The sequence below is a fragment of the Paraburkholderia hospita genome, from assembly GCF_002902965.1.
Lineage (GTDB): Bacteria > Pseudomonadota > Gammaproteobacteria > Burkholderiales > Burkholderiaceae > Paraburkholderia > Paraburkholderia hospita.
Map to the genome: position 1 here is coordinate 2,176,146 of NZ_CP026106.1, position 24,975 is coordinate 2,201,120.

At 63.8% G+C, this 24,975-nt stretch carries 25 protein-coding genes; 12 read left to right on the top strand and 13 right to left on the bottom strand.

Going from position 1 to position 24,975, the window contains the following annotated elements:
• Nucleotides 1-125: 125 nt before the first annotated feature.
• The gene (locus tag C2L64_RS28085) at nucleotides 126-1,259 is read right to left on the bottom strand and encodes an acyl-CoA dehydrogenase family protein (protein ID WP_007746093.1); all 1,134 of its coding nucleotides are present in this window, start codon (nucleotides 1,257-1,259) and stop codon (nucleotides 126-128) included.
• Nucleotides 1,260-1,523: 264 nt separating this feature from the next.
• Between C2L64_RS28085 and C2L64_RS28090 the strand changes: the two genes are divergently transcribed.
• The 5 genes from C2L64_RS28090 (at nucleotide 1,524) to C2L64_RS28110 (ending at nucleotide 7,349) form a co-directional block, all read left to right on the top strand.
• Entirely contained in the window at nucleotides 1,524-2,600 is a 1,077-nt protein-coding gene (locus C2L64_RS28090; protein WP_090838997.1) for an AraC family transcriptional regulator, read from the top strand.
• An 85-nt stretch (nucleotides 2,601-2,685) separates the two neighbouring features.
• Nucleotides 2,686-4,356: an NfeD family protein gene (locus C2L64_RS28095; protein ID WP_090838999.1), complete on the top strand. Its 1,671-nt coding sequence runs from the start codon at nucleotides 2,686-2,688 to the stop codon at nucleotides 4,354-4,356.
• Nucleotides 4,353-5,132 (top strand): slipin family protein, encoded by a 780-nt coding sequence (locus C2L64_RS28100; RefSeq protein WP_007746090.1) that lies wholly within the window; start codon nucleotides 4,353-4,355, stop codon nucleotides 5,130-5,132. The genes C2L64_RS28095 and C2L64_RS28100 overlap by 4 nt, the downstream gene beginning before the upstream one ends.
• Nucleotides 5,133-5,320: 188 nt before the next feature.
• Nucleotides 5,321-5,572 carry a DUF4148 domain-containing protein gene (locus tag C2L64_RS28105; RefSeq protein ID WP_039902891.1) on the top strand — a complete coding sequence of 84 codons (252 nt, stop codon included), beginning with the start codon at nucleotides 5,321-5,323 and terminating at the stop codon, nucleotides 5,570-5,572.
• A 475-nt stretch (nucleotides 5,573-6,047) separates the two neighbouring features.
• A complete protein-coding gene (locus C2L64_RS28110) occupies nucleotides 6,048-7,349 on the top strand; it encodes an NCS2 family permease (protein ID WP_009771221.1) in 1,302 nt (433 codons plus the stop codon).
• A gap of 202 nt (nucleotides 7,350-7,551) precedes the next feature.
• On the opposite strand, the gene C2L64_RS28115 is transcribed toward C2L64_RS28110, so the two are convergent.
• Complete coding sequence (locus C2L64_RS28115; protein ID WP_079483546.1) at nucleotides 7,552-8,622, bottom strand: IS30 family transposase; 1,071 nt, start codon at nucleotides 8,620-8,622, stop codon at nucleotides 7,552-7,554.
• Between the two features lie 873 nt (nucleotides 8,623-9,495).
• Here C2L64_RS28115 and C2L64_RS28120 point away from each other — a divergent pair.
• The 3 genes from C2L64_RS28120 to C2L64_RS54215 all read left to right on the top strand — a co-directional run bounded on the left by C2L64_RS28120 (nucleotide 9,496) and on the right by C2L64_RS54215 (nucleotide 11,452).
• Nucleotides 9,496-10,083, top strand: a complete 588-nt coding sequence (locus tag C2L64_RS28120; protein ID WP_009770423.1) for a nucleotidyltransferase family protein — start codon at nucleotides 9,496-9,498, stop codon at nucleotides 10,081-10,083.
• Between the two features lie 291 nt (nucleotides 10,084-10,374).
• Entirely contained in the window at nucleotides 10,375-11,091 is a 717-nt protein-coding gene (locus tag C2L64_RS28125; protein ID WP_007744313.1) for a PIG-L family deacetylase, read from the top strand.
• Nucleotides 11,092-11,305: 214 nt separating this feature from the next.
• Nucleotides 11,306-11,452 (top strand): hypothetical protein, encoded by a 147-nt coding sequence (locus C2L64_RS54215; RefSeq protein ID WP_009770421.1) that lies wholly within the window; start codon nucleotides 11,306-11,308, stop codon nucleotides 11,450-11,452.
• Between the two features lie 23 nt (nucleotides 11,453-11,475).
• Here the strand turns inward: C2L64_RS54215 and C2L64_RS28130 are convergent, their stop codons facing one another.
• From C2L64_RS28130 to C2L64_RS28145, 4 genes are all read right to left on the bottom strand, one after another.
• Nucleotides 11,476-11,868: a nitrile hydratase accessory protein gene (locus tag C2L64_RS28130; protein ID WP_009770420.1), complete on the bottom strand. Its 393-nt coding sequence runs from the start codon at nucleotides 11,866-11,868 to the stop codon at nucleotides 11,476-11,478.
• Nucleotides 11,865-12,530: a nitrile hydratase subunit beta gene (gene nthB, locus C2L64_RS28135; RefSeq protein WP_009770419.1), complete on the bottom strand. Its 666-nt coding sequence runs from the start codon at nucleotides 12,528-12,530 to the stop codon at nucleotides 11,865-11,867. Before nthB ends, C2L64_RS28130 begins: the two co-directional genes overlap by 4 nt.
• Nucleotides 12,527-13,189 carry a nitrile hydratase subunit alpha gene (nthA, locus tag C2L64_RS28140; protein WP_238554857.1) on the bottom strand — a complete coding sequence of 221 codons (663 nt, stop codon included), beginning with the start codon at nucleotides 13,187-13,189 and terminating at the stop codon, nucleotides 12,527-12,529. Before nthA ends, nthB begins: the two co-directional genes overlap by 4 nt.
• Before the next feature lie 103 nt (nucleotides 13,190-13,292).
• Nucleotides 13,293-15,215, bottom strand: coding sequence for a potassium transporter Kup (locus C2L64_RS28145; protein WP_009770417.1), 1,923 nt, complete (start codon nucleotides 15,213-15,215; stop codon nucleotides 13,293-13,295).
• 770 nt (nucleotides 15,216-15,985) lie between these two features.
• Between C2L64_RS28145 and C2L64_RS54220 the strand changes: the two genes are divergently transcribed.
• Nucleotides 15,986-16,147, top strand: a complete 162-nt coding sequence (locus tag C2L64_RS54220; protein WP_165489539.1) for a hypothetical protein — start codon at nucleotides 15,986-15,988, stop codon at nucleotides 16,145-16,147.
• 42 nt (nucleotides 16,148-16,189) lie between these two features.
• A complete protein-coding gene (locus tag C2L64_RS28150; RefSeq protein ID WP_009770416.1) occupies nucleotides 16,190-17,833 on the top strand; it encodes an NRAMP family divalent metal transporter in 1,644 nt (547 codons plus the stop codon).
• Between the two features lie 256 nt (nucleotides 17,834-18,089).
• Here C2L64_RS28150 and C2L64_RS28155 read toward each other — a convergent pair whose 3' ends face one another.
• From C2L64_RS28155 to C2L64_RS28165, 3 genes are all read right to left on the bottom strand, one after another.
• The gene (locus C2L64_RS28155) at nucleotides 18,090-18,341 is read right to left on the bottom strand and encodes a hypothetical protein (protein WP_009770415.1); all 252 of its coding nucleotides are present in this window, start codon (nucleotides 18,339-18,341) and stop codon (nucleotides 18,090-18,092) included.
• A gap of 229 nt (nucleotides 18,342-18,570) precedes the next feature.
• Nucleotides 18,571-19,311 carry a peptidoglycan DD-metalloendopeptidase family protein gene (locus C2L64_RS28160; protein WP_007744297.1) on the bottom strand — a complete coding sequence of 247 codons (741 nt, stop codon included), beginning with the start codon at nucleotides 19,309-19,311 and terminating at the stop codon, nucleotides 18,571-18,573.
• A gap of 253 nt (nucleotides 19,312-19,564) precedes the next feature.
• Nucleotides 19,565-19,876, bottom strand: a complete 312-nt coding sequence (locus C2L64_RS28165) for a cupin domain-containing protein (protein ID WP_007744296.1) — start codon at nucleotides 19,874-19,876, stop codon at nucleotides 19,565-19,567.
• A 240-nt stretch (nucleotides 19,877-20,116) separates the two neighbouring features.
• On the opposite strand from C2L64_RS28165, the gene C2L64_RS28170 reads away from it, so the two are divergent.
• Both C2L64_RS28170 and C2L64_RS28175 read left to right on the top strand, forming a co-directional pair.
• Entirely contained in the window at nucleotides 20,117-20,437 is a 321-nt protein-coding gene (locus tag C2L64_RS28170; RefSeq protein ID WP_009770414.1) for a hypothetical protein, read from the top strand.
• 55 nt (nucleotides 20,438-20,492) lie between these two features.
• Nucleotides 20,493-21,242 (top strand): DUF2968 domain-containing protein, encoded by a 750-nt coding sequence (locus C2L64_RS28175; protein WP_039902234.1) that lies wholly within the window; start codon nucleotides 20,493-20,495, stop codon nucleotides 21,240-21,242.
• 159 nt (nucleotides 21,243-21,401) lie between these two features.
• Here the strand turns inward: C2L64_RS28175 and C2L64_RS28180 are convergent, their stop codons facing one another.
• From C2L64_RS28180 to C2L64_RS28195, 4 genes are all read right to left on the bottom strand, one after another.
• Nucleotides 21,402-21,713 carry a DUF4148 domain-containing protein gene (locus C2L64_RS28180; protein ID WP_007744289.1) on the bottom strand — a complete coding sequence of 104 codons (312 nt, stop codon included), beginning with the start codon at nucleotides 21,711-21,713 and terminating at the stop codon, nucleotides 21,402-21,404.
• Nucleotides 21,714-22,028: 315 nt separating this feature from the next.
• A complete protein-coding gene (gndA, locus tag C2L64_RS28185; protein WP_009770412.1) occupies nucleotides 22,029-23,438 on the bottom strand; it encodes an NADP-dependent phosphogluconate dehydrogenase in 1,410 nt (469 codons plus the stop codon).
• A gap of 288 nt (nucleotides 23,439-23,726) precedes the next feature.
• Complete coding sequence (locus tag C2L64_RS28190) at nucleotides 23,727-24,341, bottom strand: DUF938 domain-containing protein (RefSeq protein WP_009770410.1); 615 nt, start codon at nucleotides 24,339-24,341, stop codon at nucleotides 23,727-23,729.
• A gap of 10 nt (nucleotides 24,342-24,351) precedes the next feature.
• Entirely contained in the window at nucleotides 24,352-24,957 is a 606-nt protein-coding gene (locus C2L64_RS28195) for a pyridoxamine 5'-phosphate oxidase family protein (protein ID WP_009770409.1), read from the bottom strand.
• Nucleotides 24,958-24,975 lie beyond the last annotated feature (18 nt).

Here is a 24,975-nt window from a genome sequence, read left to right on the forward strand (position 1 = left end):
CCCATGGCAAGTCGGCCGGAGTTAGCGCTTTAGCGCTTACTCCGGTCCCTTGGCGAGTTGGCCCAGAGTTGGCGCTTTAGCGCCTTACTCTGGTCTCATCACTCTATTGGCGGATTATTCTGCGCTCAAACGTGCCGCGCGATAACCATTCTTTGTACTTCGCTCGTGCCTTCATAGATTTGCGTAATGCGGGCATCGCGATAATGCCGCTCGACGGCGTAGTCCTCCAGATACCCATAGCCGCCGTGAATCTGAATCGCCTTCGAGCAAACCTCTTCAGCCATCTCCGACGCATACAGCTTCGCCTGCGATGCCTCCGACAGACACGGCCGCCCCGCGCTGCGCAGCCGCGCCGCGTGATGCACAAGCAGGCGCGCGGCGTTCAGGCGCGTCGCCATGTCGGCGAGCATGTTGGCGATGGTCTGATGTTCCTTCAACGCCTTGCCGAACTGGACGCGCTCGTTCGCATACGCGCGGGCCGCATCGAACGCCGCGCGCGCAATGCCGATCGCCTGCGCCGCGATACCGATGCGTCCGCCTTCCAGATTCGACAGCGCGATGCGCAAGCCCTCGCCCGGCGCGCCGAGCAGATTCGCTTCGGGCACGGCGCAATCGTCGAGCGAGATCGGGCAGGTATCCGACGCGCGAATACCGAGCTTGCTCTCGGGGCGCCCGACGTTGAAGCCCGGCGTATCCGTCGGCACGATAAAGGCCGAGATGCCGCGCTTGCCCGCGTCGGGATCGGTGACGGCGAACACGATCGCGATGCTGGCGCGCGCGCCGTTCGTCACGAACTGCTTGCTCCCGTTGATAACCCACTGGCCATCGCGCAGCACGGCGCGTGTGCGGATGTTGTTCGCTTCGCTGCCCGCATGCGGCTCGGTCAGGCAGAAGGCGCCGATGCGCTTGCCCGTCGCGAGATCGGCGAGATAGCGATCCTTTTGAGCGTCGGTGCCGAAGTTGAGGATCGGCCCGCAGCCGACCGAGTTGTGCACGCTCATCAGCGTCGCGCAGGCGGCGCAGCCGGCCGCGATCTCTTCGAGTGCGAGCGCATACGCGATGTAGTCGGTGTACGAGCCGCCCCATTCGGGCGGCACGATCATGCCGAGAAAGCCCAGCTCGCCCATCTGCCCGACGACTTCCGCCGGCAACTTGCCTTCGCGGTCCCATTGCGCCGCGTTCGGCGCGAGGCGTTCGACCGAGAAGTCGCGCGCCGCGTCGCGGATCATCCGCTGCTCGTCGGTGTAGAACTCGTCCATGTGTCTCGCTCCGTTTGTCTCTGCGCGCCTGCTGCACTGCACACATGGCGCGTCTGTTGGAACCCAGTTTAGGCGGCGCGAAAGCGGGATTCGATGCCGCGTCCGCTCAATTTTGGTGAGCGCATTTGCCATAACTGGATTTCTTGAGGGGCGCCGATGCGGCAGAATAGCGGTTGTCGGCAGGCGCTCGCGGCTATTCACGTGAGCGCATTTGCCAGAATTGATGAAACGCCCACTTCCAGGCTGGCGAGGAACCGCGACCGAATGAAAACCGAAAGAGGCACGATCTCCGTGAGTCTCGTCGAAGAGACGCTGGCGCTCGCCCGCGCGCGCGGCGTCGACCTGCAGCCGATCGTCGAGGCGGCGGGCATCGCGCCTCAGGTGCTCGCGAGCCCGAAGAGCCGCGTGACGCCGGCGCAATACGGCGCGCTGTGGGCCAACATCGCAAGAACGCTCGACGACGAGTTCTTCGGCCAGGATGCCCACGCGATGAAAAGCGGCAGCTTCATCGCCATGACGCAGATGGCGCTGACGGCACGCAACGGCGGCCAGGCGCTCACGCGTGCCGTCAACTTCATGCGCCTCGTGCTCGACGACATGCGCGTGCAGATCGTCACGCGCGACGACCGCGTGCGCCTCGCATTCGCGCATCGCGACGGCGCGCCGCAGCCGGCCATGTTTGCCTACGCAACGTACTTCATCCTTGTCTACGGACTCGTATGCTGGCTGGTCAGGCGGCGCATCCCGCTGATCGAGGCGCGCTTCAGTTGCGCCGAGCCGCCCGCCGCGCACGAGTACCGGCTGATGTTCTGCGACGACCTGTCGTTCGGGCAGAGCGAGTCGTATGTCGATCTCTCGCCGGATTTTCTGGAACTGCCCGTCGTGCAGACCACGAGGTCCATCAAGCCGTTCCTGCGCGACGCGCCCGCGAGCTTCATCATCAAGTACCGCAATCCCGGCTCGCTCGCCGCGCGGGTGCGCAAGGCGCTGCGCGCGCTGCCGATGTCCGCCTGGCCGGGCTCCGACGAGATGGCGCAGCGCCTGCACGTCGCCGAGGCGACGATGCGGCGTCATCTGAAGCAGGAAGGCTATACGTACCAGTCGATCAAGGACGACTTGCGGCGCGACATCGCGATTTCGCAGTTGCAGCGCGGCGGCCAGTCGGTTGCCGACATCGCGGCGACGCTCGGATTTGCCGAGCCGAGCGCGTTTCACCGGGCGTTTCGCAAATGGACGGGGATGCGGCCGGCGGATTATCGGGCGGTGAACGCGCATACGGCAGGCGCGCCCGCGGCGAACGCGGGTATCTCCCGCCGGGCGGAACGCGCCGAATCCGACTAAGCTTAAGACAGGCCAGCTCTTTTCAGGCCTGGCGCGCCGCCCTGCGAACGTGATCCGTCGCGGCGCGGCGCACCGGCCGTCGACGATGGGAACGTACCGGCTTCTACCGATCCGGCAAGCGGGTTCGCGACGCACGCCGCGCCGCGCGCGTGGCGCTTCCATGGCCACCGCGCCCCGTGCCGCATGGGCTTGCGCTCCGCGCGTCATCCCCGGCGCGGCGGGAAGGCTGTTGCAGCGCGCGTTGCTGCTCGTGCTGGCGCTCTGCGCCGCGGCAGCGTTTGTGCCTTCCGTCCACGCCGCGCAATCCCCCGTTGCGCCCGGCAGCGTAGTAGTGATTCCAGTCGCAGGCGCAATCAGCCCCGCCACCGCCGATTTCATCGTGCGCGGCCTCGCCCGCGCCGCCGACGATCACGCCCAGCTCGCCGTCCTGCAGCTCGACACGCCGGGCGGGCTCGACACGTCGATGCGGCAGATCATCAAGGCGATTCTCGCGTCGCCCATCCCCGTCGCGACGTATATCGCGCCAGGTGGCGCGCGCGCCGCGAGCGCGGGCACCTATATCACGTATGCAAGCCACATCGCGGCGATGGCGCCGGGCACCAACCTCGGCGCAGCGTCGCCCGTGCAGTTGGGCATCGGCGGCCAGGATGCGCCGAAACCCGGCCAGCCGCCCGCGTTGCCAGGCGCGACGCCCGCGTCCGGCCCGGCCCAGAAGGACAACGCCGCATCCGGCGCACTCCCGCTCGACAGTCAATCGACCGAGCTGCGCAAGCAGCTTCAGGATTCGCAGGCTTATATACGCGGCCTCGCGCAACTGCGCGGCCGCAACGTCGACTGGGCCGAGCGCGCGGTGCGCGAAGCCGTGAGCCTGTCGGCACGCGACGCGCTCGAGCAGAAGGTCGTCGACCTGATTGCGCGCGATATTCCCGACCTGCTCAGGCAGCTCGACGGCCGCACGTACGACACGGCCGCCGGCGCGAAGCATCTGACGACGGCGCACGCGACCGTCGTGACGCTCGAGGCGGACTGGCGCAGCCGCTTCCTCGCCGTCATCACCGATCCGAACGTGGCCTTGATCTTGCTGATGATCGGCATGTATGGCCTGTTCTTCGAGTTCGCGAATCCCGGCTTCGTGCTGCCCGGCGTGGCGGGTGCGATCAGCCTGCTGCTGGGTCTGTTCGCGCTGCAATTGCTGCCCGTCAATTACGTGGGTCTCGGTCTGATCTTCCTCGGCCTGGCGTTTCTGATTGCCGAAGCCTTCCTGCCGACTTTCGGCACGCTTGGCTTTGGCGGCATCGTCGCGTTTGCGATCGGCGCGCTGATGTTAATCGATACCGACGTGCCCGGCTACGGCGTGCCGCTGCCGATGATCGCCGCCGTCATCGTATTCAGTGTGCTGTTTATCTTCGGCGTGTCGGGGATGGTGCTGCGCTCGCGGCGGCGGCCCGTGGTGACGGGCGCCGAGGCGATGATTGGCAGCATGGGCGTGGTGCTGGATGACGGCCTCGTCGCCTCCGATACGGCGCAAGCCCGCGCCGATAGTCCGCAGGACAGCACGCTTGGTAGTCCGCTCGACAGCCTTCTGCACGGCGAGCCTGACCGCGTCGGCTGGGCGCGCGTGCATGGCGAACGCTGGCGCGTGCGCAGCACCTCGCCGCTCGCGGCGGGCCACGCCGTGCGCGTGACGGGGCGGCGCGGCCTGATGCTTACCGTGGTTCCCGCAAGCAACCCATCACAAGAGGGAGAACACACATGATCGGTTTCACTTTTGGCTTCGGCAGCATCCTGATTCTTCTGGTGATCGTGCTGGTCGCTTCGGCGGTGCGCGTGTTTCGCGAGTACGAGCGCGGCGTGGTGTTCATGCTCGGCCGCTTCTGGAAGGTCAAGGGACCGGGTCTCGTGCTGATCATTCCCGTCGTGCAGCAGGTGGTGCGAATGGATCTGCGCACCGTCGTGTTCGACGTGCCGCCGCAGGACGTGATCACGCGCGACAACGTGTCCGTCAAGGTCAATGCCGTCGTGTACTTTCGCGTCGTCGATCCGGAGCGCGCGGTGATTCAGGTCGCGCGCTACTTCGAAGCGACCAGCCAGCTTTCGCAGACCACGTTGCGCGCGGTGCTCGGCAAGCATGAACTCGACGAACTGCTGTCCGAGCGCGAGCAGCTCAATACCGACATCCAGCGCGTGCTCGATGCGCAGACGGATGCTTGGGGTATCAAGGTATCGAATGTCGAGATCAAGCATGTCGATATCAACGAGACGATGATCCGCGCGATTGCGCGTCAGGCGGAAGCCGAGCGCGAGCGCCGCGCAAAGATCATCCATGCCGAAGGCGAGCTGCAGGCGTCGGAGAAATTGCTGCAGGCGGCACAGATGCTTGCGCAACAACCGCAGGCGATGACATTGCGGTATTTGCAGACACTGACAACCATTGCCGCCGACAAGAATTCGACCATCGTGTTTCCGTTACCCGTCGATCTGTTGACGGCCGTGATCGATCGGATAGGCAAGCCTTCTCAGCATATGGGTTAGGCGACGGATATCCGTGCGAATCCCGCTCAAAGGTTCGAACGCGAACGCGCTTGAGGCATGCATGAACCACGCCTCGAGCGCGGCCATAGATGCAAACTGAGCAATGGTTCATTTCAGTTACGAGCCTTACTCATTGCAAATACAGAACCTAGAATAAAAGGGTCATCCTAACTTTTCAGGCCCTTGCCATGAAGCTGATTCCTCGTATGGTTCTGGGCGCGCTTATCGGCGTAGCAGCCGTATCGTCCGCATTTGCGCAGACGTCGCGCGTCTATGATCAGAACACACCCAAGACCCGCGCCGAAGTGAAAGCGGATCTCGTCGAATGGCGCAAGGCGGGCTACGATCCGCTCGACTGGATCAACTACCCGGCCAATGCGATCGCAGCTGGCCGCATCGTCGCGCAACGCCGCGCGCAGGCTCAAGGCACGCAACAGTAATATCGATGGATGCGTGACGCGCTCATTCAACGCGCGTTTCGCATTGCATTGTCCGTTGAAACGTTCAACGCGACTTCGCGCGCGGCCTTTGTCATGACATTGCGCACGGCCGCTTTCGGCGCGCTTCCTTCCTTTCCGCTCCCCTCGTAATCCAGCCTGATGCGCCGCGTCAGGTATCATCACGCCCCTTCGCCAGCAAAACGCATCTGGGCGCCGCCGGTTGCCGCGGTGCAACGTGCACACGTCCCGAGTGTTGCATGGGCTCCACGCGCGCGCGGCAAATGCGGTATTTACTGACCAATCGTGATTAAATCCGCCCGTGGCGTCATGATGGCCGATGCGGCGGGGAAGCCCGCCTGCGTCGCCATGCGGGACGGGACGCCATCGCGCGGTAGAAGACGCGCCGAAACAGGCAGAGACAGGCAGCACGACAAGCAGTGACCAACGACATTTCAAACGACGAGAGACTCGGCTCATGGACTCCGTAAAACGGTATTTCGGCTTTGACGAAGCGGGCACGACCCTGCGCGTGGAAGTGCTGGCAGGCGTCACCACCTTCCTCACAATGGCCTACATCATCTTCGTCAACCCGGCGATTCTCGGCGATGCGGGCATGCCCAAAGACTCGGTGTTCGTTGCGACCTGCCTCGTGGCGGCGCTCGCGTCGCTCATCATGGGCTTCTACGCGAACTACCCGATTGCGTGCGCGCCGGGCATGGGGCTGAATGCGTACTTCGCGTACACGGTCGTCAAGGGGATGGGCTTCACGTGGCAGGCCGCGCTCGGCGCGGTCTTTATCTCCGGCTGCCTGTTCCTGATCGTCACGCTGTTCCGCGTGCGCGAGGTGATCGTCAACGGCATTCCGCATTCGATTCGCGTCGCGATCACGGGTGGCATCGGCCTCTTTCTCGCGATCATCTCGTTGAAGGCGGCGGGCATCGTGACGGGCAGTCCGGCGACGCTCGTCACGCTCGGCAACCTGCACGATCCGCATGTGGTGCTGGCGATCATCGGCTTCTTCGCGATCGTCATGCTGGATGTTCTGCGCGTGCGCGGGGCGATTTTGATCGGTATTGTCGGCGTGACGATTTTGAGCTTCTTCTTCGGCGGCAACCAGTTTCACGGCATCGTGTCCGTGCCGCCGTCGATCTCGCCGACGCTGTTCCAGCTCGATGTGAAGGCCGCGTTGTCGACGGGCGTGCTGAATGTGATTCTGGTGTTCTTCCTCGTCGAACTGTTCGATGCGACGGGCACGCTGATGGGTGTTGCGAATCGCGCGGGGCTGCTTGTGCATGGCAAGATGCACCGTTTGAATCGCGCGCTGCTTGCGGATAGTACGGCGATCCTCGCCGGGTCGCTGCTGGGTACGTCGTCGACGACGGCTTATATCGAAAGCGCTTCGGGTGTTCAGGCGGGTGGGCGTACGGGTGTTACCGCGATTACCGTTGCTGTGCTGTTTTTGCTCGCGCTGTTCTTTGCGCCGCTGGCGGGGGTTGTGCCGGGTTATGCCACGGCGCCGGCTTTGCTGTATGTGTCGTGTCTCATGCTGCGGGAGATGGCCGACTTGCCTTGGGACGATGCTACTGAAGTCGTGCCTGCTGCACTTACCGCTCTTATGATGCCGTTTACCTATTCCATTGCGAATGGGGTGGCGTTTGGGTTTATTTCTTATGCTGGGCTTAAGTTGCTCACCGGGCGCGCGCGGCAGGTGAAACTCGTTGTCTGGGTTATTGCTGCTGTGTTTTTGTTCCGGTTTTTTTATCTTGGGTCGGAGTGAGGTTTTTGGTTTTTTTGTCTGCGACGCTGGGTGGGTGTTTGCGCTTGCGCTAGCATCCGCGCTTTAACTTCGTGGCGTAGCCGGTTTGGTTTGCTTGTGTTTGCGCTGGCATCCGCGCTACGGTGTTTGCCGTTCACACGTCGCCCCTGTGCGGGGCGGCACCTACTTTTCTTTGCCGCCGCAAAGAAAAGTAGGGGCGGTTTCAAAGGCTAAGTGCAACAGCGGGGTTGATCGCAATATCCTGTTCCGCGCATTTTTCCATAAAAGCTTCTGCAGGGGTCTTCCAGCCGAGCGTCTTGCGCGGACGGATGTTCATGCGCATCGCGATCAGGTCGAGCTGGCGCTGCGAGAACACGGAGAGGTCTGTGCCTTTGGGCAGGTACTGGCGCAGCAGACCATTGGTGTTCTCGCAGATACCGCGTTGCCAGGGGCTGTGCGGATCGCAGAAGTAGATACGGATACCGGTGGCCTCGGCAAGCTTTTTATGTTCTGCCATTTCCTTGCCCTGGTCGTACGTCAGGGTCTGGCGCAGTTCTGCCGGCAGCGGCGCGAACGCCGCACTGTAGGCATCAAGCGCCGCCTCGGCGGTGCTGCCATCAATCTTCACCAGCATCACGAACAGGGTGCTGCGATCAATCAGGGTCCCCACGGCCGAACGGTTGCCCGCACCCTTGATCAGATCGCCTTCCCAGTGGCCCGGAATCAACCGGTCGTTGGCCTCGGGCGGGCGCACATGAATGCTCACCATGTCGACGAGCTTCCCACGGCGGTCCTGCCCGCGTGTGCGCGGCTTGCGCGTGCTACGCCCCTGCCTGAGCAGGGCAACCAGTTCACGCCGCAATGCGCCACGCGGCGCGGCATAGATGGCGTGGTAGATCGTTTCGTGCGAGACGTTCAAGGCAGGTTCTTCGGGATGCACACGTTCGAGTTGGGCGCACACCTGCTCAGGCGAGAGGCCGCCTTCCAGGTATTGACGTACCTCGGCCCACAATGGTCCGTCAGGATGCAGCTTGCGCTCACAGCGCGGCTTGCGCCGCAGCCTTGCCGCCCGGCGGCCCGCGTTCGCGGCATTGTAGCCGCCAGCGATAGCGGGACGTCCCATTGGACCTCGCTCATGATCCGGCTTCCAGCCATTGCGCCTGAGTTCACGGCTGATCGTGGCTGGCGAACGCCGTAACACACGTGCAATCTCCCGCGTACTCTTGTTCTCCTGCTTCATTGCAAAGATAGCACCGCGCTCCTCGGCACCAAGGTGTTCGTATTTTTGTCCCATGCAACACATCCTAAATGAAGTGTTGCACTTGATCCTTGAAACCGCCAGGCAAAAGAAAGCGGCTAACACCGCCAACATTTCTTCTTGCCTGAGGGCCCCCAACCGGTCTTACGCTTCACACGGCAATCACGTGACCCATGTTCGTTGCCAACGCTTCGAATGAGCGCCTCACCCGCTTCAGGCCCCCACGTTGCAGCATGCCGTGCCAGATATTCCACGGCCGCCCAGGTGGCAAACTGTGTGTTGGCCGTAGTGCCTCGCACGCCTCACTTCGGACCGATAGCGCACGCGTTCCTCCATGTAAGAGCGCCAAGCTATACGGCGCGACAACCTACACACAGTTTGCCACCTGGGCGGCACGTACGATTCGCTGCCGCTTGCCCGAGTACGGGTATTCGAAGCGGGTGAGGCGTTCATTCGGAGCGTTGGCAACGAGCACCAACCAGGGCCACTGCCGTGTGAAGTGTAGGACCGGTTGGGGGCCCTCAGGCAAACACAAGAGCTGGCGGTGTTAGCCGCTTTCTTTTGCCTACTTTTCTTTGCGGCGGCAAAGAAAAGTAGGTGCCGCCCCGCACAGGGGCGACGCTTGAAGCACGAAGGCAATACGCGGATGCCAGCGCCGAGGCAAAAGAACCAACCGCTTGCGCAGCAAACACCGTAGCGCGGATGCCAGCGAACACCCCAAAAAACCAAACCGTCCGCGCCACAAAGGCTCATACCAGCGCAAAAACCGAAACCCCGAACGGCATCGCCGCACCGCAGGTCCCGTTCGCAGACGAAAAAAAACAAAAGCAAAACCAAAAACAAAACCCTTGCCCCCATCCCCGTTGCACCGCACAATCCCCACTCAAACCCCACCTTCTGGTGCCACCCATGGCATACGCCTCCTTCGCTACCGGCGTGCTGCTCGCGGCCGGCTACGGATCGCGCTTCGACCCGGAAGGCATCCACAATAAACTCCTCGCCCGCCTGCCCGACGGCACCCCCGTCGCATTCGAATCCGCGCATCGCCTGCTGCTGGTCGTCCCGCACGTCATCGCGATCGTGCGCCCCGGCTCGGAGATGCTCGCCCGCGTGCTCAACGACGCCGGCTGTCACGTCATCTTTTCCGCCGACGCCGAGCGCGGCATGGGCGCAAGCCTCGCCGCCAGCATCGAAGCGAGCGATGACGCCGACGGCTGGATCGTCGCGCTCGCCGACATGCCCCGCATCGCCACGCCAACCATCGAAGCCGTCGCGCGCGCAGTCGACGACGGCGCGTCCATCGTCGCGCCCTACTATCAGGGACAGCGCGGCCATCCCGTCGGCTTCGGCATGGAGCATCGCGAGGCGCTGCTCACGCTCGATGGTGACACCGGCGCGCGCGCACTCTTCGCAACGCATCCCGTGAAGCGCATCGAAGTCGACGATCCGGGCGTGCTCAGCGATATCGACACGCCCGAAGACCTGCGCAACGTCTAGTCTCCTCGCGCTCACATCTTTGACATATTCGCGCGCTTGAATCGGAAACACGCCGCCGCGCACGGTGAGAACATCCGGGAGCGCGACGCCGGTCGAGGTGAGCCGATACGGGAAACATCGCTCGATCATGCGCTTGCAGGCACGGCGCTTGCACGCTGCTGCACCGCGAAAACCGGCGAGCACGCATCGCATCGTTGGTCTAAGCTGTCCACGTTGCCGTGCGCCGACCTGGTGCGCGCCGCCAATGCATCACACCGCCCGGCGCCCGTCCCGTATCCTGCCCAGGATCTCATGAGCGAAACCAGCCCGCGTCTGTTCATCGTGTCGCCGCATTTCGACGATGCCGTCTTCGGTTGCGGCGCACTGCTCGCCGCGCATCCCGATGCCGCCGTCTGCACCGTGTTCGCTGCGCCGCCCGCTCAGGAGATGCACACCGAATGGGATCAGAAGGCAGGCTTCGCGAGCGCGTACGAATCGATCCACGCGCGCACGCTCGAAGATAACAACGCGCTCGCCGTGCTCGACGCCATCCCTCTGCGGCTGCCGTTTCGCGACGCGCAATACGGTGACTCGCCGTCGATCGGCAAGCTCGCCGCCGCGCTGGAGGAAGCGATCTATGGCTCGACATCGAACACGCTGCTGATGCCGCTCGGCCTCTTTCACGACGATCACGGCCGCGTGTTCGAAGCGTGTTGCGAGATTCTGCCGCGCATGTCGCACCTCGAATGGTTCGCGTACGAGGAAGCGATCTATCGTCCGATGCCGGGGCTCGTCCAGCAGCGGCTCGTCGATCTGGCCGGGCGCGGCATCGTCGCGACGCCCGCCAGCCCCGCTGCGGAACATGCGCTCGACCGCGAGCGCCAGGCGCTGCTCAAGCGCGAAGCCGTGTCCGCGTACGAGAGCCAGTTGCGCGCGTTCGGGCCGCACGGCTACGACGACGTGTACGCCGCGGAGCGCTACTGGCGGCTGACCGTCGACCGGCAGCGCGCCCGCAGAACGGGGCACTGAGCCGTATCGACCCGCGTTGAACCGCGCCAAACCACGTTGAAGCGTTGCGGCAGGCGATCACGCCAGCAGTCTTCGCGGTCATCGCCTACGCTAGTGTAAGCAGGACGCTTCGTACCTTGCCGCGAGAGCAGCGCGCATGCGTCCACCGCCGGTTGCCGCATAGGCCACATAGGCCGCATCGACCGCATCGACCACAACGCCACGAGGTCACACCATGCACACCAGTCCGATTCCCGATCCGAACGCCGATCCGACGCGCGACCCCGAAGGGGACCCGCTCACGCCGCCGTCGCCGGGTCATCACAACGACGAGCCACAGCGTCCCGAAGGCCCGCCCGACAAGGACCCCGTAATTCGATGACAGTCGCGTGACGCGCCGGCCGCTCAGTCCAGCTCGATCGGCTGGCCGTGCGGCGTACGGCGCGCCGCCGCGTCCCACGCGTCCTTGCGCCCGATCAATCCCTCGCGCGTCACGCAGCCTTTGGCCGTCGCGATGCGTTCGAGCGCCGTCAGCCAGTGCGTGTAGTAAGTGTCGCCGCGATCGGGGTCGCCGTGAGCCTGCGCGTCACGGATCGCATCCGCGAGCGTTGCGGCCCATTCGGGCCACGTGAACACGCCGCGCTCGTAAAGCGCGAGCGTCATCGCGAATGCCGCGGCCTGCCACGGCGCGGCAAAGACCGGACCGGCAGCGTCGCGCGGCATGTCGGGCAGCGCCTCAAGCAACTCAGGCAACTCGCGCGAAACTTCCTGCGACGTAGTGCATGCGGGCGCGCTCATGCCGTCCCGTCCGCTTCGAGATACGGCTCCCAGCAATCGGCGCACACCGACGACGCCGTCGTGTCCTTGCCCCACAGCTCGACGGCGTCGAAACGCACCGTGTACAGCCATTGCGGATCCTCGCCGCGTCCAAGCGCGTTCGAATCGGGGAACACATGCGCGCCACGCACCGCGACGATCCGGCCGCGCTTGCCCCGGCAATAGCGTGGCAGGCGCGTGTGTGTCGTTGGATTCAGCGTCAGCGTGCGCACCGCGTCGCCCACGGCAAAGCGCGCGGGATACGGCTCGGGGCGCGATGCGGGACTGCCGCGGAATAGCATGGGGTTGACCTGGTCGGGGGCGAGCACGCGCGGCACGGGTACACCGGCGCGCTGCGACACGCCGCTGTCGATCTCGTCGCGCGTCGCAAGTCCCGAGTCGATCAGCAGCTTGCGCAAGCCCGCGAACCAGATCTCGTAGTAGCTGCTCGACAGATACTGCGCGGGCGGCAGGCTTTCGCGCGCGGCGCGCGACATGTCGATGTTCCATTTCCCCGTCGAGCCCATCGCGATCGTCAACGCCAGCGCGCGACGCTCCCAGTCCGCGTGAAAATACGGCTCGTCGGTTTCGGGTGCGACGGGCCCGAACGACTGCATGCCGCCCATGTCCTGTGCGCCGTTCATGGTTGACCTCCACTTGCGGGCTTCACTTCGTGCGGAGCGAGCGCGAGTCCCGTGCCGATCATCGAGTCGCGCGTGACGAGATCGGCGAGGTCGTCTTCGTTTAGCGTCTCCGTGTTGGGAGGGCGCATCGGCAGCACGAGATAGCGCACTTCCGCCGTCGAATCCCACACCCGGATGTCGGTGTCGTCGGGCAATACCACGCCGAACTCGGCGAGCACGCCACGCGGATCGATCACCGCGCGCGAGCGATACGGCGCCGACTTGTACCAGATGGGCGGCAATCCCAGCACGGGCCACGGGTAGCACGAACAGAGCGTGCACACGACCATGTTGTGCACGCCTGGCGTGTTCTCCAGCGCGACCATGTGCTCGCCCTGCCGCCCCGTGAAACCGAGCGACGCAATCGCGGCCGTCGCATCGTCGAGCAGCCACTGGCGAAAGCCGGGATCAGACCATGCCTTCGCGACGACACGCGCGCCGTTGCGCGGCCCGACCTTGTGCTCGTAGGTGTCGATCAGCACATCGAGTGCTTTCGGATCGACGTAGCCCTTTTCGATCAGCAGCGACTCCAGCGCGCGCACGCGCAGATCCATCTCGGGCAGCGCGCTGCCTTCGTGCGCGTGATCGTGCTCATGTTCGTGTGAAGCGTCATGGCTCATCTGCGTTCCGCCTGAAGAATGCGACACTCGCGCAGTATGGTCGGGCAAACTGGCGAATGCAAACGCATGCCGACCTGCAGCGCGTTCGACACGCATCGCCGCCTCATATCTCCACCCGCGCGCCGACCTCGATCACGCGATTGGCGGGCAACTTGAAATACGCCGCCACGTTGCCGACGTTATGCAGCATCACCGCGAACAGGCGCTCGCGCCACATCGCCATGCCCGCGCCCGGTGTCGGCACGACGGTCGCGCGGCTCAGGAAGTACGACGCCTCGCAAGGATCGAAATCGAGACCCAGCGCCCCTGCGGCTGCGAGCGCTTTCGGCAGATCGACTTCGTCCTTGAAGCCATAGCGGATCGTCAATTGGTAACAGCTCTCACACACCGTGTGCAAAGCAACGCGCTCATGCTCGGCGACCCACGGAATCTCCTCGTTGTTCACGGTCAGGAACACAACGCGGTTGTGCAGCACGTGGTTATGCATCAGGTTGTTGACGAGCGCATGCGGCACGCTGTCCGGATTGGGCGTGAGAAAGATCGCCGTGCCGGGGACGCGCACCGGCTGACTTGCGATCAGTTTTTCCAGATACGCCTTGAGCGGCATCGTGCCCGCGTGCACGCGCGCTTCGGCCCGCATGATTTCGCCGCCGCGTCCCCATGTCGCCATGATCGTGAACATCACGAAGCCGATCATCAGCGGGAACCAGCCGCCTTCGACGATCTTCAGCAGATTCGCCGAGAAGAACGTCGCGTCGATCACGAAGAAGAACGCGGTCGCGAACACGCATAGCAGCCAGTTGTAATGCCATGCATAGCGCACGACGAAGAAGGTCAAGAGCGTCGTGATGAGCATCGTGCCCGTCACCGCAATGCCATACGCGGAACCCAGCGCCGTCGACGAACCGAAGCCGAGCACGGCGGCCACCACGGCCGCGAGCAGCGTCCAGTTGATGCCGGGCACATAGATCTGGCCGATCTCCCTCTCCGACGTGTAGACGACGTTCATGCGCGGCAGGAAGCCCAGTTGCATCGCCTGCTTGGTCATCGAGTAGGTGCCGGAGATCACGGCTTGCGACGCGATCACAGTGGCGACCGTCGCGAGCACGATCATCGGATACAGCGCCCATTGCGGAAAGAGCCGGTAGAACGGGTTTTGCAGCGCGGTGGGGTCGGAGATCAGCAATGCGCCCTGCCCCAGATAGTTCAGCGCGAGCGCGGGGAAGACGATGCCGAACCATGTAATGCGGATCGGCCGCGCGCCGAAGTGGCCCATGTCGGCATAGAGCGCCTCGGCGCCCGTCAGCGACAGCACGACGGCGCCCAGCGCGACGAACGCCAGCCACTCGTGACGCAGGCAGAAGGCGAGTCCGGCGAGCGGATCAAGCGCGGCGAGAATCGCGGGTGCCGAAATCACGTTGGTCACGCCGACCACGGCCAGCACCACGAACCAGACCACCATCACCGGCCCGAACACCGCGCCGATCCCCGACGTGCCGTGCTTCTGCATCACGAACAACGTGACGATCGCAGCGAGCGTCACGGGTATCACGCAGGTCTTCAGAAAGGGCGCGGCGACTTCCAGCCCTTCCACCGCACTCAGCACGGAGATGGCCGGCGTGATGATGCTGTCGCCATAAAAGAGCGCTGCGCCCATCACGCCGACGATCAGCAGCACATGACGCAAGCGCGGCCGGTCCGCCACCGACGACGCCGCCAGCGCGAGCAGCGCCATGATGCCGCCCTCGCCGTGATTGTTCGCGCGCAGGATCAGCGTCACATACTTGAGCGACACGACGATGGTCAGCGACCAGAAGATCAGCGACACGATGCCGATCACGTTCAACGGCGTCAGCGGCAGACCGCCCGCTGTCGCGAAGACGGTCTGCAGCGTGTACAGCGGACTCGTGCCGATATCGCCGTAGACGACGCCCAATGCAGCAAGCGCCAGCGAGCGGAGCGCCGGTTTGTGCGGCGCAGGCGCGCCGATCGCGCCCGAACCGGGGTGCGTGGCTGAAACGCTCATGTCTCCCTCCAGTGATCGCCTCGTCGTTAGCTGCTATTGAGCGATCTGAAAGCCGGATGAATGGTCGGACCTTTAGTACGCGTGATCCGTTGTGCTGACGGCTGATCCCAGTATAGAAAGCGCCTCGGGAAAAGCGCAGCGAACGTGCGTGGACAGCGCGCCACGCCCGATGTGCGCTTCACCGCATATTTCGGTTCTGCTTAAGAAAGTGCATTGACTCGGCTTTGCGCGTGGGCATAAAATTCTCTTATCTTGAAATTTGAGGGGCGTTGCCTTGGACAGTTGCAGTAGTACGTTTTCGAACAGTTTCGCCGCCTGAACGGCAGACGTCCGCGCTTCCTCATCTAGCCGCCGTCTTGCCAGCAGGCAGACGGTGCGCGTCGCAGTTTCATTCCTCGTGCATCCTGTTTAGCGTCGTTGGGTTCAGCACCCGGCGCAGCGCGTTCGCGCGCGATTCGTAGCCGCCTTCGTCACATGTGCGGTTTCGCTTCGCGTGCCTGCGTCCGCGTGCGTGTGCCTGCTCAACGCCGCCGTCAACGCCGCGAAAGTTCGACCTGTCCATCGCCACGCATCTCGCCGACGTGCGTTTCGCCAATCGCGATGCGTTTTCTCAATGAACCGGGAGCCACCATGCCCGACAGTGACAGTCATCCCGTGAACCCAGAAATGCCTTTATCGACCTGAGGCAGGCAAGCCGACCGCTTTCGATTCCATCGATTCTCCAGCGCCTGCCGCCTCGCATGCACGAGCCTTCGTGCCGGAGAACCGACATGTACTTCCTGCTTCTTTCGACCTTGCCGCAAACCCGCGAAGCACGCGCCCACTACGACGCGTTCCTTTCGCTGCATCACGAGCGACGCCACGTATTCGCGAAGCTCGCCAGCACGCTCAGCAGCATTGCCGCCCGCTTGCGGAAGCGGCAAGCCGCATAAACGGAAATCATTCGACCTATATCCGTTCACGGGAGAATAACAATGGCAACGCCACCACAAGCCCTGCCGACGCGCACCGCCGTTCTCGACGACGCGCATGTCGGCGATATCCGCGGCGCGCTCGGTACGATCGCGCATCACGACACGGCGCCCCGCAACAGCTGGGGCGCGCGGTTGCGCACGCTGCTCGCGATCGTCGGACCCGGCCTCATCGTGATGGTCGGCGACAACGACGCGGGCGCCTTCGGCACCTATACGCAGGCCGGCCAGAACTACGGCACCACGCTGCTGTGGACGCTGCTGCTGCTCGTGCCCGTGCTGTATGTCAATCAGGAGATGGTGCTGCGCCTGGGCGCCGTCACGGGCGTCGGTCATGCGCGCCTGATCTTCGAACGCTTCGGCAAGTTCTGGGGCGCGTTCAGCGTCATCGACCTGTTCATCCTCAATGCGTTGACCATCGTCACCGAGTTCATCGGCATTACGTTCGTGCTCGACTTCTTCGGTGTATCGAAAGTGGCGGGCGTGTGTATCGCGGCCGCGTTGACGATGGCGGCCGTCAGCACCGGCGACTTCAAACGCTTCGAGCGCTTTGCAATCGTGCTGTGTCTGCTGAGCCTGTTGCTCGTGCCCGTGCTCGTGACGATCCATCCGCCCGTCGCGCAGATGACGCACCATCTGTTCGTGCCCGCATGGCCCGCGCACGCAAAGCTCTCGGACGTGATGCTGCTCGTGATCGGCATCGTCGGCACGACGGTTGCACCGTGGCAGTTGTTCTTCCAGCAGAGCTACGTGATCGACAAGCGCATCACGCCGCGCTTCATGAAGTACGAAAAGGCCGACCTGTGGATCGGCATCGTGTTCGTGCTGATCGGCGCCATCGCGATGATCTCGTTCAGCGCCGCGCTGTTCGGCGGCAAGCCGGAGTTCGGCCAGTTCACCGATGCGGGCGGCGTGATCGCCGGCCTCGAACGGTATGCGGGCCGGACGCCCGCCGTGCTGTTCGCGATTGCGCTGCTCGACGCGTGCATCATCGGCGCGGCGGCCGTGTCGCTGTCGACGGCCTATGCGATCGGCGACGTGTTCAAGATCCGTCATTCGCTGCATCGCGGCGTCGCCGATGCGAAGGGCTTCTATCTCGTGTACTTCGGCATCGTGGCGGCGGCGGCAGGACTCGTGCTGATTCCGGGCAGCCCGCTCGGCCTGCTGACGGAAGCCGTGCAGACGCTCGCGGGCGTGCTGCTGCCGAGCGCAACCGTGTTCCTGCTTCTGCTGTGCAACGACCGCGCGGTGCTCGGGCCGTGGGTCAACTCGAAAGGGCTGAACCTGTTCACGGGCGGCGTCGTGTGGGCGCTGGTGCTGCTCTCGGTCGTGCTGACGGCGTCCGTTGTGTATCCCGACATCAGCGGACACGCGATCATCGAGATTCTCGCGGGCGGCACGCTGCTCGCCGTGGTGGCGTTCGTCGCGGCGATGGCGCTGCGGCGGCGGCGGGGCGCGCAGAGTGCGGACGGCGCGCCGTTCGTCAGCAAATCCGAGCGCGCAACGTGGCGCACGCCGCCGCTCGACTCGCTGCCAAAGCCCGTGATGACGCTCTCCCGCCGTATCTGGATGAGCGCGCTGCGCGGCTATCTGGTGGTGGCCGTTGCGCTCGTGATCGTGAAGGTGGTGCAGATCGCATTGACGTAAGTCAGAACACGCTCACATCACTTTCGAAGAATCCTGATAGTCCGCCTTGGGCGCTTGTGACAGAGTATCGGCGGCCGGTCCATGGGCAGGTATCTGCCGACGCAATGCGAAGCGACAGCGCATGCCATGAGCGTCGCGTTGCGGTTGATGGGACGTGGATCGGCCCCTTCCTGTTTGCGCTCTCACATCTGCACCATCAACACGAAGAGGCGAGCCACGCGACATGACTCGCCTCCCTACGCCAAACGCACGCTGATCAAACCAGACGCGGGTCCGTCGGCACGTTGCCGTGATACGGCATGATGACAGGTCCGCCGCCGTCCGCATACACGGGCGGATGGGGTAGATTCATCGGCGGCCATGGCATCGACGGCTTGCCGGGGAAGCCCGGCCACGGGCTCGGCTCCGTCGGCTTGGCGATAGTGAGCATGCCGCCGTGTACAGCCTTGGCGGTTTCACGGTCGAGTTCGTCGACCCTCGACAGGTCTTTCACAAGCAGGTGGGTCATGATGTGTCTCCAGCAACGGTAAAGGTTGGCGAGCGAGCGCGCGCTACGCCGCGCCCGATAACCATGTTGCACGCACCATGCCAAACGCGACAAAGCCCGCTGTCACGGGCCTGTCATCGATACTGGAGAAGCCGACTGAACGATCCGGACCAACTGTCGGCCGTCAAGGTGTTGGCCGTCCGGATGCGGTTGGCCTCATTGTTCGCCTGTCGCCGGGTCGCTATGCGACTCAGCGCGGCAGCCACCCAAGCGGATCGACCGGCTTGCCGTCCTTGCGCACTTCGAACTGGATGGACGGCACGCCGTTGCTGTCGACGCCGACTTCGCCGATCGGCTGACCTTGCGTGACGGCATCGCCCTCTTGCACGAGCAGCCTGCTGTTCTGGCCGTAGGCCGTGATCAGCGTGTCGTCGTGCTTGATGATGACGAGCGGCCCGTAGGCCTCGAGCGTGCCCGCGTAGACGACCCGCCCGGTCGCGGCCGCTCGCACCTGATCACCCGGACGCCCGCCGATCACGATCCCTTTCGACTTGCCCGGCACGTACGGCTTGAGGATCGGACCGCGCAGCGGCCACGCGAGCGTCACCTGCGCGGGCGCAACGGGCGCCGGCTGAACGGGCGTGGTGGTGGGCGCGGGTGTCGGCACGGGCGTGGTCTGCGCATAAGCGGGCGGGCCGACCCGCAACAACTGCCCAGGCACAACGGGCGACGATAACGTCAGACCGTTCCATGACGCGATGTCCTGGGTCCGCTGACCGTAAGCGCCGGCGATGCTTTGCATCGTATCGCCCGGGTTCACGCGATAGAACCCGGCCGGCACGCCACTGGCGGCCGCGCCGCCCGATGTCCGGTACGTGGGCGCCGGCGACTGCGTCGCTTCCCACGGGTACGTGGTGCACGCGCCGAGCATGCTCGCGACGGCGAGCGAGACCAGCGCCTGCGTGACGACGTATTGCCGTTTTACTGTCATTTTTGTGGCCCTTGACGCAGTATGGGACGGCGGCTCATAGGGGCCGCGCGTCATTTGAACGTGTAGCGGGATATGCAGTGCAAATATTATGCCTCGACTGTCCGTCGGAAAAATGACGGGTTGACAAGCGCGGACGGCACAGCCCCGACACGCCTCTCGCCGACGGTCAACTCGCTCGCACTGCTGCTTCGGCCTGCTCTTTGATTCCTTCTGCAATCCCAATCAATTTCGCCCGATCAGCGAAATCGAAACGTCATACGCTGCCTTCCGACTCGATCACCAGAATGCGCGCCTCGCCGATCGGATGCGCAACGTGTTCCGTGCCGACCGACGCATGAAACACGTCGCCCGTCTCCAGCACTGTGGAATGCTCGATGCCTGCTTCGCGGTAGCGCATCTCCACGCGCCCGTCCAGCACGGCGAAAACTTCCTCGCCATCGTTGACGTGCCATTTGTACGGCTGGTCGGTCCAGTGAAGACGCGTGGTGATGCCGTTCATGTTGGCGATATCGAGCGCGCCCCATGGACGCTCTGCCTTGAACGTGCTGCTGCGGACGATTTTCATGACGGTCTTGCGCAATGAGGTTGTCGGACTGGTCATTATAGTGGCGCACGCGCGCATGCACGTGTCTTGCTCACATGGCCGGAGAAGTCCATTACATGCGGCTCGCGGGCCATTGCATAGCTGGAGTGCTCGCCTATACTGAAGCTTGCTGCGGTCAACAAATATGCGCATACCCGCAAGCGCGATGCGCGGCAAGACGGTTCATTCCACGTCAGCGTTTCCGTCTAACGAGGAGGTTCCATGAACAAGGCGCTGTTTCTTGCCGTACAACTGAATGTCGATGAGATGACTGCATCCCCTGCGCTGGTCGAACTGCTCAATGCGCATCTGGTCTTCGCCGTCGATGTCGCCGAGGCCGCCGATGCCCTCGTGCAACTGGCAAGCGTGAGCCGCCTGTCGAGCGGCGTGGAAGCGAGCGTCGAGATTCCGGCGGTCGCCCTCGAACAGTTGCGCCAGGCGCTCGAAGCGCTCAGCGAATACGACCAGTCGTGGCTCTTTGCGCTGGAACCTGGCCATGCACTATTTGACGATATCGCACGTGGGCAACGCACGCTGCATTGATGCGCCCGCTACCCTGAAGAGGTATGGCTTCCCGGCCGCCTACCGAGGATCGATCGTGAAAAATCTCTTGAACATGCGTCGCGCTGCTGTCAGCAATGGGGCCGCGGCTCACTTTCATTTCCCGCCACAGAACGCCCCGCAAGCCGAACCTGCGCGACTCGACGACCTTCCCGCCAGTGAAAGCGATGCAAGCGCAACCATCGAAGCTCGCCCGGTCAGTTCGCCGCAGCGCCCCGTCACGCCGCTGCATGCGGTGCAGGTCACGCCCTCGGCGCCGAATGGACGCGCCGTGCAGCTCGCGGACGCAGCCGATGTAGAACGCATGAGCGACAACGCCGAACTCACGACCTTCCACACGTTTCGCACTTTTGACTATTCGGTCAGTTTGCTGTTTTACCCAAAGGAAATGAAATACTTCGCCGCACTGTTTCAGGAAGACCGGCTATGGCGCGTGCTGAGCACGAGCGACATCAATACGGCCAGGCAGCTGTTTCACCATATGCAGGATCAGGCGACACGGCTTTCCGACGGCGAGACGCGCCGCTTGCAGCTCGAAGCGCAGAACGAGCAACTGAAGCGGGCGATCGCGGAATCCGAAGCGCACGCGGAACGGCTGCGTCAGGGCTTGCAGCGCACGACCGAGCAGGATCAGGTGGTGACGAGCCGGCAGCATCAGTTGCGCAAGGAACTCGCGCAACTCGAAGCGCAACGCACGGCCGCGCAGGCCCAGTTGAACAAGGTGCATCGGCAGGTGCATCAGTTGAACGTTGCGAACAACGAGACGATTCCGCATATGCCGCGGTAACGTGACGCGCGGCCTGACCCGACTTCGCCCGCACCGGAAGAAAAAAACGCCGCCCAGGTTTTACCTTGGGCGGCGTCTTTTTACCTGCGCGTGTCGGCTGGGGCTCGCGGACCCCAGCCGGCGCTTTCGATCTGGTTACTGCGTCAGCTTCGTCGGAGATTAATTGCCGAAGAACACCGAACGCGGACCCTTCTCATCGGCCAGCGAGCGGCCAGCTTGCGACGTGCCGTTCGTCTGCACGCCATAGCCGCTTGCGTTGGCGTCTTCTGCGTGGACACGCGCTTCCGCGGCCTGGATGTTGTTCGGGTAGTTCTGGCGATCCGACAGCGGATCGTAGCCAGCCTTCTCCAGACGGGCGAGATCGGCGCGAACTTCGGCGCGCGTCACCGGCTGCTGGCTCGATTGGGCAAACGATGCGACGGGAGCGGCAACAGCGGCAGCAAGAACGACTGCGGAAATAAGGGCTTTCATGGACAACCTCCGAGAACTTGTTTTTCGATTCACTGCGAACATCGTGTCCGTCAGCGTTGATGCAAGTTTATTGAAGGAAACATCCTAGGGAAATCCCTAATCTCGCTAAACTATGTTGCGAGAATTGAAATAATTCATGTAACCGGGCGCTCGACCCGCTTTTTGAGATCAAATATTTGCAACGCTGTGTTCCAAAAAATGTGCACTGTTTGAAACAATGAGCCGCGCCAAAGCAAACGCCCCGGCGCCGTGAGGCGCCGGGGCGTTTGCAATCAGACCAATCTTCGCTTTACGGAGCGAAGCAAGCCCGTCTGCTCAGGACCAGTTCGCGTGGAAGCTACCCGGCTTGTCGAGGCGCTCGAACGTATGCGCGCCGAAGAAGTCGCGTTGCGCCTGCACGAGGTTGGCGGGCAGACGCGCCGAGCGGTAGCCGTCGAAGTACGCGATTGCCGACGAGAACGCCGGTACCGGCACGCCCGCCGTCGTCGCGGCGATCACGACGTCGCGCAGCGCCCCCTGGTAGTTCGCGGCGATGTCGCGGAAATACGGATCGAGCAGCAGGTTGGCGATCTGCTTGTCCTTGGAGTAGGCGTCCGTGATCTTCTGCAGGAAGCGGGCGCGGATGATACAGCCGGCACGGAAAATCTTCGCGATCGTGCCGTAGTCCAGATCCCACTTGTATTCGTCCGACGCCGCGCGCAGTTGCGCGAAGCCCTGTGCGTACGAAATCACCTTGCTGAAGTACAACGCGCGGCGCACGGATTCGATGAACGCGGCGCGGTCGCCCGAGAACGGCTTGGCGGCCGGCCCTTCGAGCACCTTGCTGGCTGCCACGCGCTGATCCTTCAGCGACGACAGCACGCGCGCGAACACGGCTTCCGTAATCAGCGGCAGCGGCGCGCCGAGGTCGAGCGCGTTCTGGCTCGTCCACTTGCCCGTGCCCTTTTGCGCGGCGCGGTCCATGATGATGTCGACGAGATCCTTGCCCGTTTCTTCGTCCTTCTTGTCGAAGATCTTCGACGTGATCTCGATCAGGTAGCTGTCCAGCTCGCCCTTGTTCCACTCGGTGTAGACCGCGCCCAGTTCCTGGTTCGACAGCCCGAGCACCTGCTTGAGCACCGCATAGCTTTCGGCGATCAGCTGCATGTCGCCGTATTCGATGCCGTTGTGCACCATCTTCACAAAGTGGCCCGCGCCGTCAGCACCCATGTATGCGACGCACGGCTCGCCGTCCGGCGCCTTCGCCGCGATCTCGGTGAGGATCGGGGCGACGAGGTCGTACGCTTCGCGCTGGCCGCCCGGCATGATCGACGGGCCCTTGAGCGCGCCCTCTTCGCCGCCCGACACGCCCGTGCCGATGAAGTGCAGGCCCGACTTCGCCAGTTCCTGATTACGGCGGATGGTGTCGGTGAAATGCGTATTGCCGCCGTCGATCAGAATGTCGCCCTTGTCCAGCAGCGGCTGTAGCGACGCGATCGTCGCGTCGGTGCCTTCGCCCGCTTTTACCATCATCAGGATGCGGCGCGGCTTTTCCAGCGAGTTGACGAATTCTTCCAGCGTGAAAGTCGGAACCAGCTTACGGTCGGGAAACTCCGCGATCAGTTCGTCGGTTTTCTCGCGGGTGCGGTTGAACACGGAGACCGCGTGACCGCGGCTTTCGATGTTCAGCGCCAGATTCCGGCCCATCACCGCCAGCCCCACTACGCCGATTGCCTGTTTGCCCATGTGAATTCTCCTGATTCCAGTGAGTCTTGAGGCCGCGCCCACCATCAGGGCGCGGCGTCGAGGATGAAAGGATAAAAGAAATGACGGGATGACGCTCGCGTACTCCCCGCCCGCCGTGTTCGTGTCCCGCATAGTCGATGCGTGCGGGCTTTCGACACGCTTTCGCGCCGCGCTGCTTGTGCGGCCCGCTGCCGGCACTCTAAAGCTTAGTCCGCGAAACGCGCCGCGAACGTTTGGCGTGCAAGCGCAGAGTCAAGCGCAGGTAAAGCGTCCGACCCGGCGCGTGCGCTAACGTTTCCTGAACACGAGGCTGAAGTTGTTGGCAGGCATCTCAACCGGCTCATCGGCGTCGAAGCCCGCCGCGTCTGCCAGCGCCACCACGGCTTCCATGTCGCGCACGCCCCATGCGGGATTGCGGCGTTGCAACTGTTCGTCGAACGCAGCGTTGGTCGGCGCCGTATGCGCGCCGCCGCGCCGGTACGGCCCGTACAGAAAGAGCACGCCGCCCGGTCCGAGCAGCCGCCCCGCGCCGCCGATCAGCGCCTGCGCCGATGCCCACGGCGAGATATGGATCATGTTGATGCAGACGATCGCAGCGGCGGCCTCGATGCCCCACGACGCGTCGCGCACGTCGAGCGCGAGCGGCGGCCGCACGTTGGCCAGCCCGCTATGCGCCGTCCACGCGGCAATCGACGCGCGCGCCTCGTCGTCGAGGTCGCTCGGCTGCCAGACGAGATGCGGCAGCGCCGCAGCGAAGTGGATCGCGTGCTGGCCCGTGCCGCTCGCGATCTCGAGCACGGTGCCCGTCGCGGGCAGGACGCGTTCGAGCACGGCGAGAATCGGCTCGCGGTTACGTTCGGCGGAAGGCGCGTGCTGGCGCAGGTTGAGATCAGGCGTAGTCATGGCGGTTCAATCAGTACAGACCGGTTCGCATCCGTTCAACGAGGTCGCGATCATACGCGAGCGCGTCGAAAGTCTCACCGAAAATGCGCTTGTGCATGTCGCCCGCGCTCGGCAGGCGCGAGCGCTCGACATGGCGCGACGGGTCCCACAACTTCGAGCGCGCCAGCGCTTTCGAGCAATGAAAGTACACCGCGTCGATATCGACGATCAACACCGTGCGAGGCGTCTTGCCGTCGACCGCGAAGCTCTCGAGCAACGCCGGTTCGACCGAAACGCGCCCGCGTCCATTGACGCGCAGCGTCTCGCCGACACCCGGCACGACGAACAGCAGCCCCACATGCGGATTGACGATCACATTGCGCAGACTGTCGACGCGGTTGTTGCCTACGCGGTCGGGAATCGCCAGCGTGCGCGAGTCGATCAGCCGGACGAACCCGGGCGCATCGCCGCGCGGCGAGCAGTCGAGGCCTTCGGGGCCCGCCGTCGCCAGCACGATGAATGGCGATTGCTCGATGAACGCGCGATAGCAGTCGTTGACGTACGGAATCTCCTTGCGTATCGAGCGCTCGTGCGGCTGCCCGTACAGCGCTTCCAGTTCTTCTATCGACGTGAGCATCGGCGTTCCTTGTGAATT

What these genes read in the sequence shown, in the direction of transcription:
- nthB (WP_009770419.1), bottom strand. Translation starts at nt 12,530, where the DNA reads ATGAACGGCGCACAGGACATGGGCGGCATGCAGTCGTTCGGGCCCGTC.
- C2L64_RS28145 (WP_009770417.1), bottom strand. Translation starts at nt 15,215, where the DNA reads ATGAGCGTTTCAGCCACGCACCCCGGTTCGGGCGCGATCGGCGCGCCT.
- nthA (WP_238554857.1), bottom strand. Translation starts at nt 13,189, where the DNA reads ATGAGCCATGACGCTTCACACGAACATGAGCACGATCACGCGCACGAA.
- C2L64_RS28095 (WP_090838999.1), top strand. Translation starts at nt 2,686, where the DNA reads ATGGGAACGTACCGGCTTCTACCGATCCGGCAAGCGGGTTCGCGACGC.
- C2L64_RS28150 (WP_009770416.1), top strand. Translation starts at nt 16,190, where the DNA reads ATGGCAACGCCACCACAAGCCCTGCCGACGCGCACCGCCGTTCTCGAC.
- C2L64_RS28155 (WP_009770415.1), bottom strand. Translation starts at nt 18,341, where the DNA reads ATGACCCACCTGCTTGTGAAAGACCTGTCGAGGGTCGACGAACTCGAC.
- C2L64_RS54220 (WP_165489539.1), top strand. Translation starts at nt 15,986, where the DNA reads ATGTACTTCCTGCTTCTTTCGACCTTGCCGCAAACCCGCGAAGCACGC.
- C2L64_RS28130 (WP_009770420.1), bottom strand. Translation starts at nt 11,868, where the DNA reads ATGAGCGCGCCCGCATGCACTACGTCGCAGGAAGTTTCGCGCGAGTTG.
- C2L64_RS28110 (WP_009771221.1), top strand. Translation starts at nt 6,048, where the DNA reads ATGGACTCCGTAAAACGGTATTTCGGCTTTGACGAAGCGGGCACGACC.
- gndA (WP_009770412.1), bottom strand. Translation starts at nt 23,438, where the DNA reads ATGGGCAAACAGGCAATCGGCGTAGTGGGGCTGGCGGTGATGGGCCGG.
- C2L64_RS28165 (WP_007744296.1), bottom strand. Translation starts at nt 19,876, where the DNA reads ATGAAAATCGTCCGCAGCAGCACGTTCAAGGCAGAGCGTCCATGGGGC.
- C2L64_RS28180 (WP_007744289.1), bottom strand. Translation starts at nt 21,713, where the DNA reads ATGAAAGCCCTTATTTCCGCAGTCGTTCTTGCTGCCGCTGTTGCCGCT.
- C2L64_RS28085 (WP_007746093.1), bottom strand. Translation starts at nt 1,259, where the DNA reads ATGGACGAGTTCTACACCGACGAGCAGCGGATGATCCGCGACGCGGCG.
- C2L64_RS28115 (WP_079483546.1), bottom strand. Translation starts at nt 8,622, where the DNA reads ATGGGACAAAAATACGAACACCTTGGTGCCGAGGAGCGCGGTGCTATC.
- C2L64_RS54215 (WP_009770421.1), top strand. Translation starts at nt 11,306, where the DNA reads ATGCACACCAGTCCGATTCCCGATCCGAACGCCGATCCGACGCGCGAC.
- C2L64_RS28100 (WP_007746090.1), top strand. Translation starts at nt 4,353, where the DNA reads ATGATCGGTTTCACTTTTGGCTTCGGCAGCATCCTGATTCTTCTGGTG.
- C2L64_RS28120 (WP_009770423.1), top strand. Translation starts at nt 9,496, where the DNA reads ATGGCATACGCCTCCTTCGCTACCGGCGTGCTGCTCGCGGCCGGCTAC.
- C2L64_RS28105 (WP_039902891.1), top strand. Translation starts at nt 5,321, where the DNA reads ATGAAGCTGATTCCTCGTATGGTTCTGGGCGCGCTTATCGGCGTAGCA.
- C2L64_RS28125 (WP_007744313.1), top strand. Translation starts at nt 10,375, where the DNA reads ATGAGCGAAACCAGCCCGCGTCTGTTCATCGTGTCGCCGCATTTCGAC.
- C2L64_RS28195 (WP_009770409.1), bottom strand. Translation starts at nt 24,957, where the DNA reads ATGCTCACGTCGATAGAAGAACTGGAAGCGCTGTACGGGCAGCCGCAC.
- C2L64_RS28170 (WP_009770414.1), top strand. Translation starts at nt 20,117, where the DNA reads ATGAACAAGGCGCTGTTTCTTGCCGTACAACTGAATGTCGATGAGATG.
- C2L64_RS28190 (WP_009770410.1), bottom strand. Translation starts at nt 24,341, where the DNA reads ATGACTACGCCTGATCTCAACCTGCGCCAGCACGCGCCTTCCGCCGAA.
- C2L64_RS28090 (WP_090838997.1), top strand. Translation starts at nt 1,524, where the DNA reads ATGAAAACCGAAAGAGGCACGATCTCCGTGAGTCTCGTCGAAGAGACG.
- C2L64_RS28160 (WP_007744297.1), bottom strand. Translation starts at nt 19,311, where the DNA reads ATGACAGTAAAACGGCAATACGTCGTCACGCAGGCGCTGGTCTCGCTC.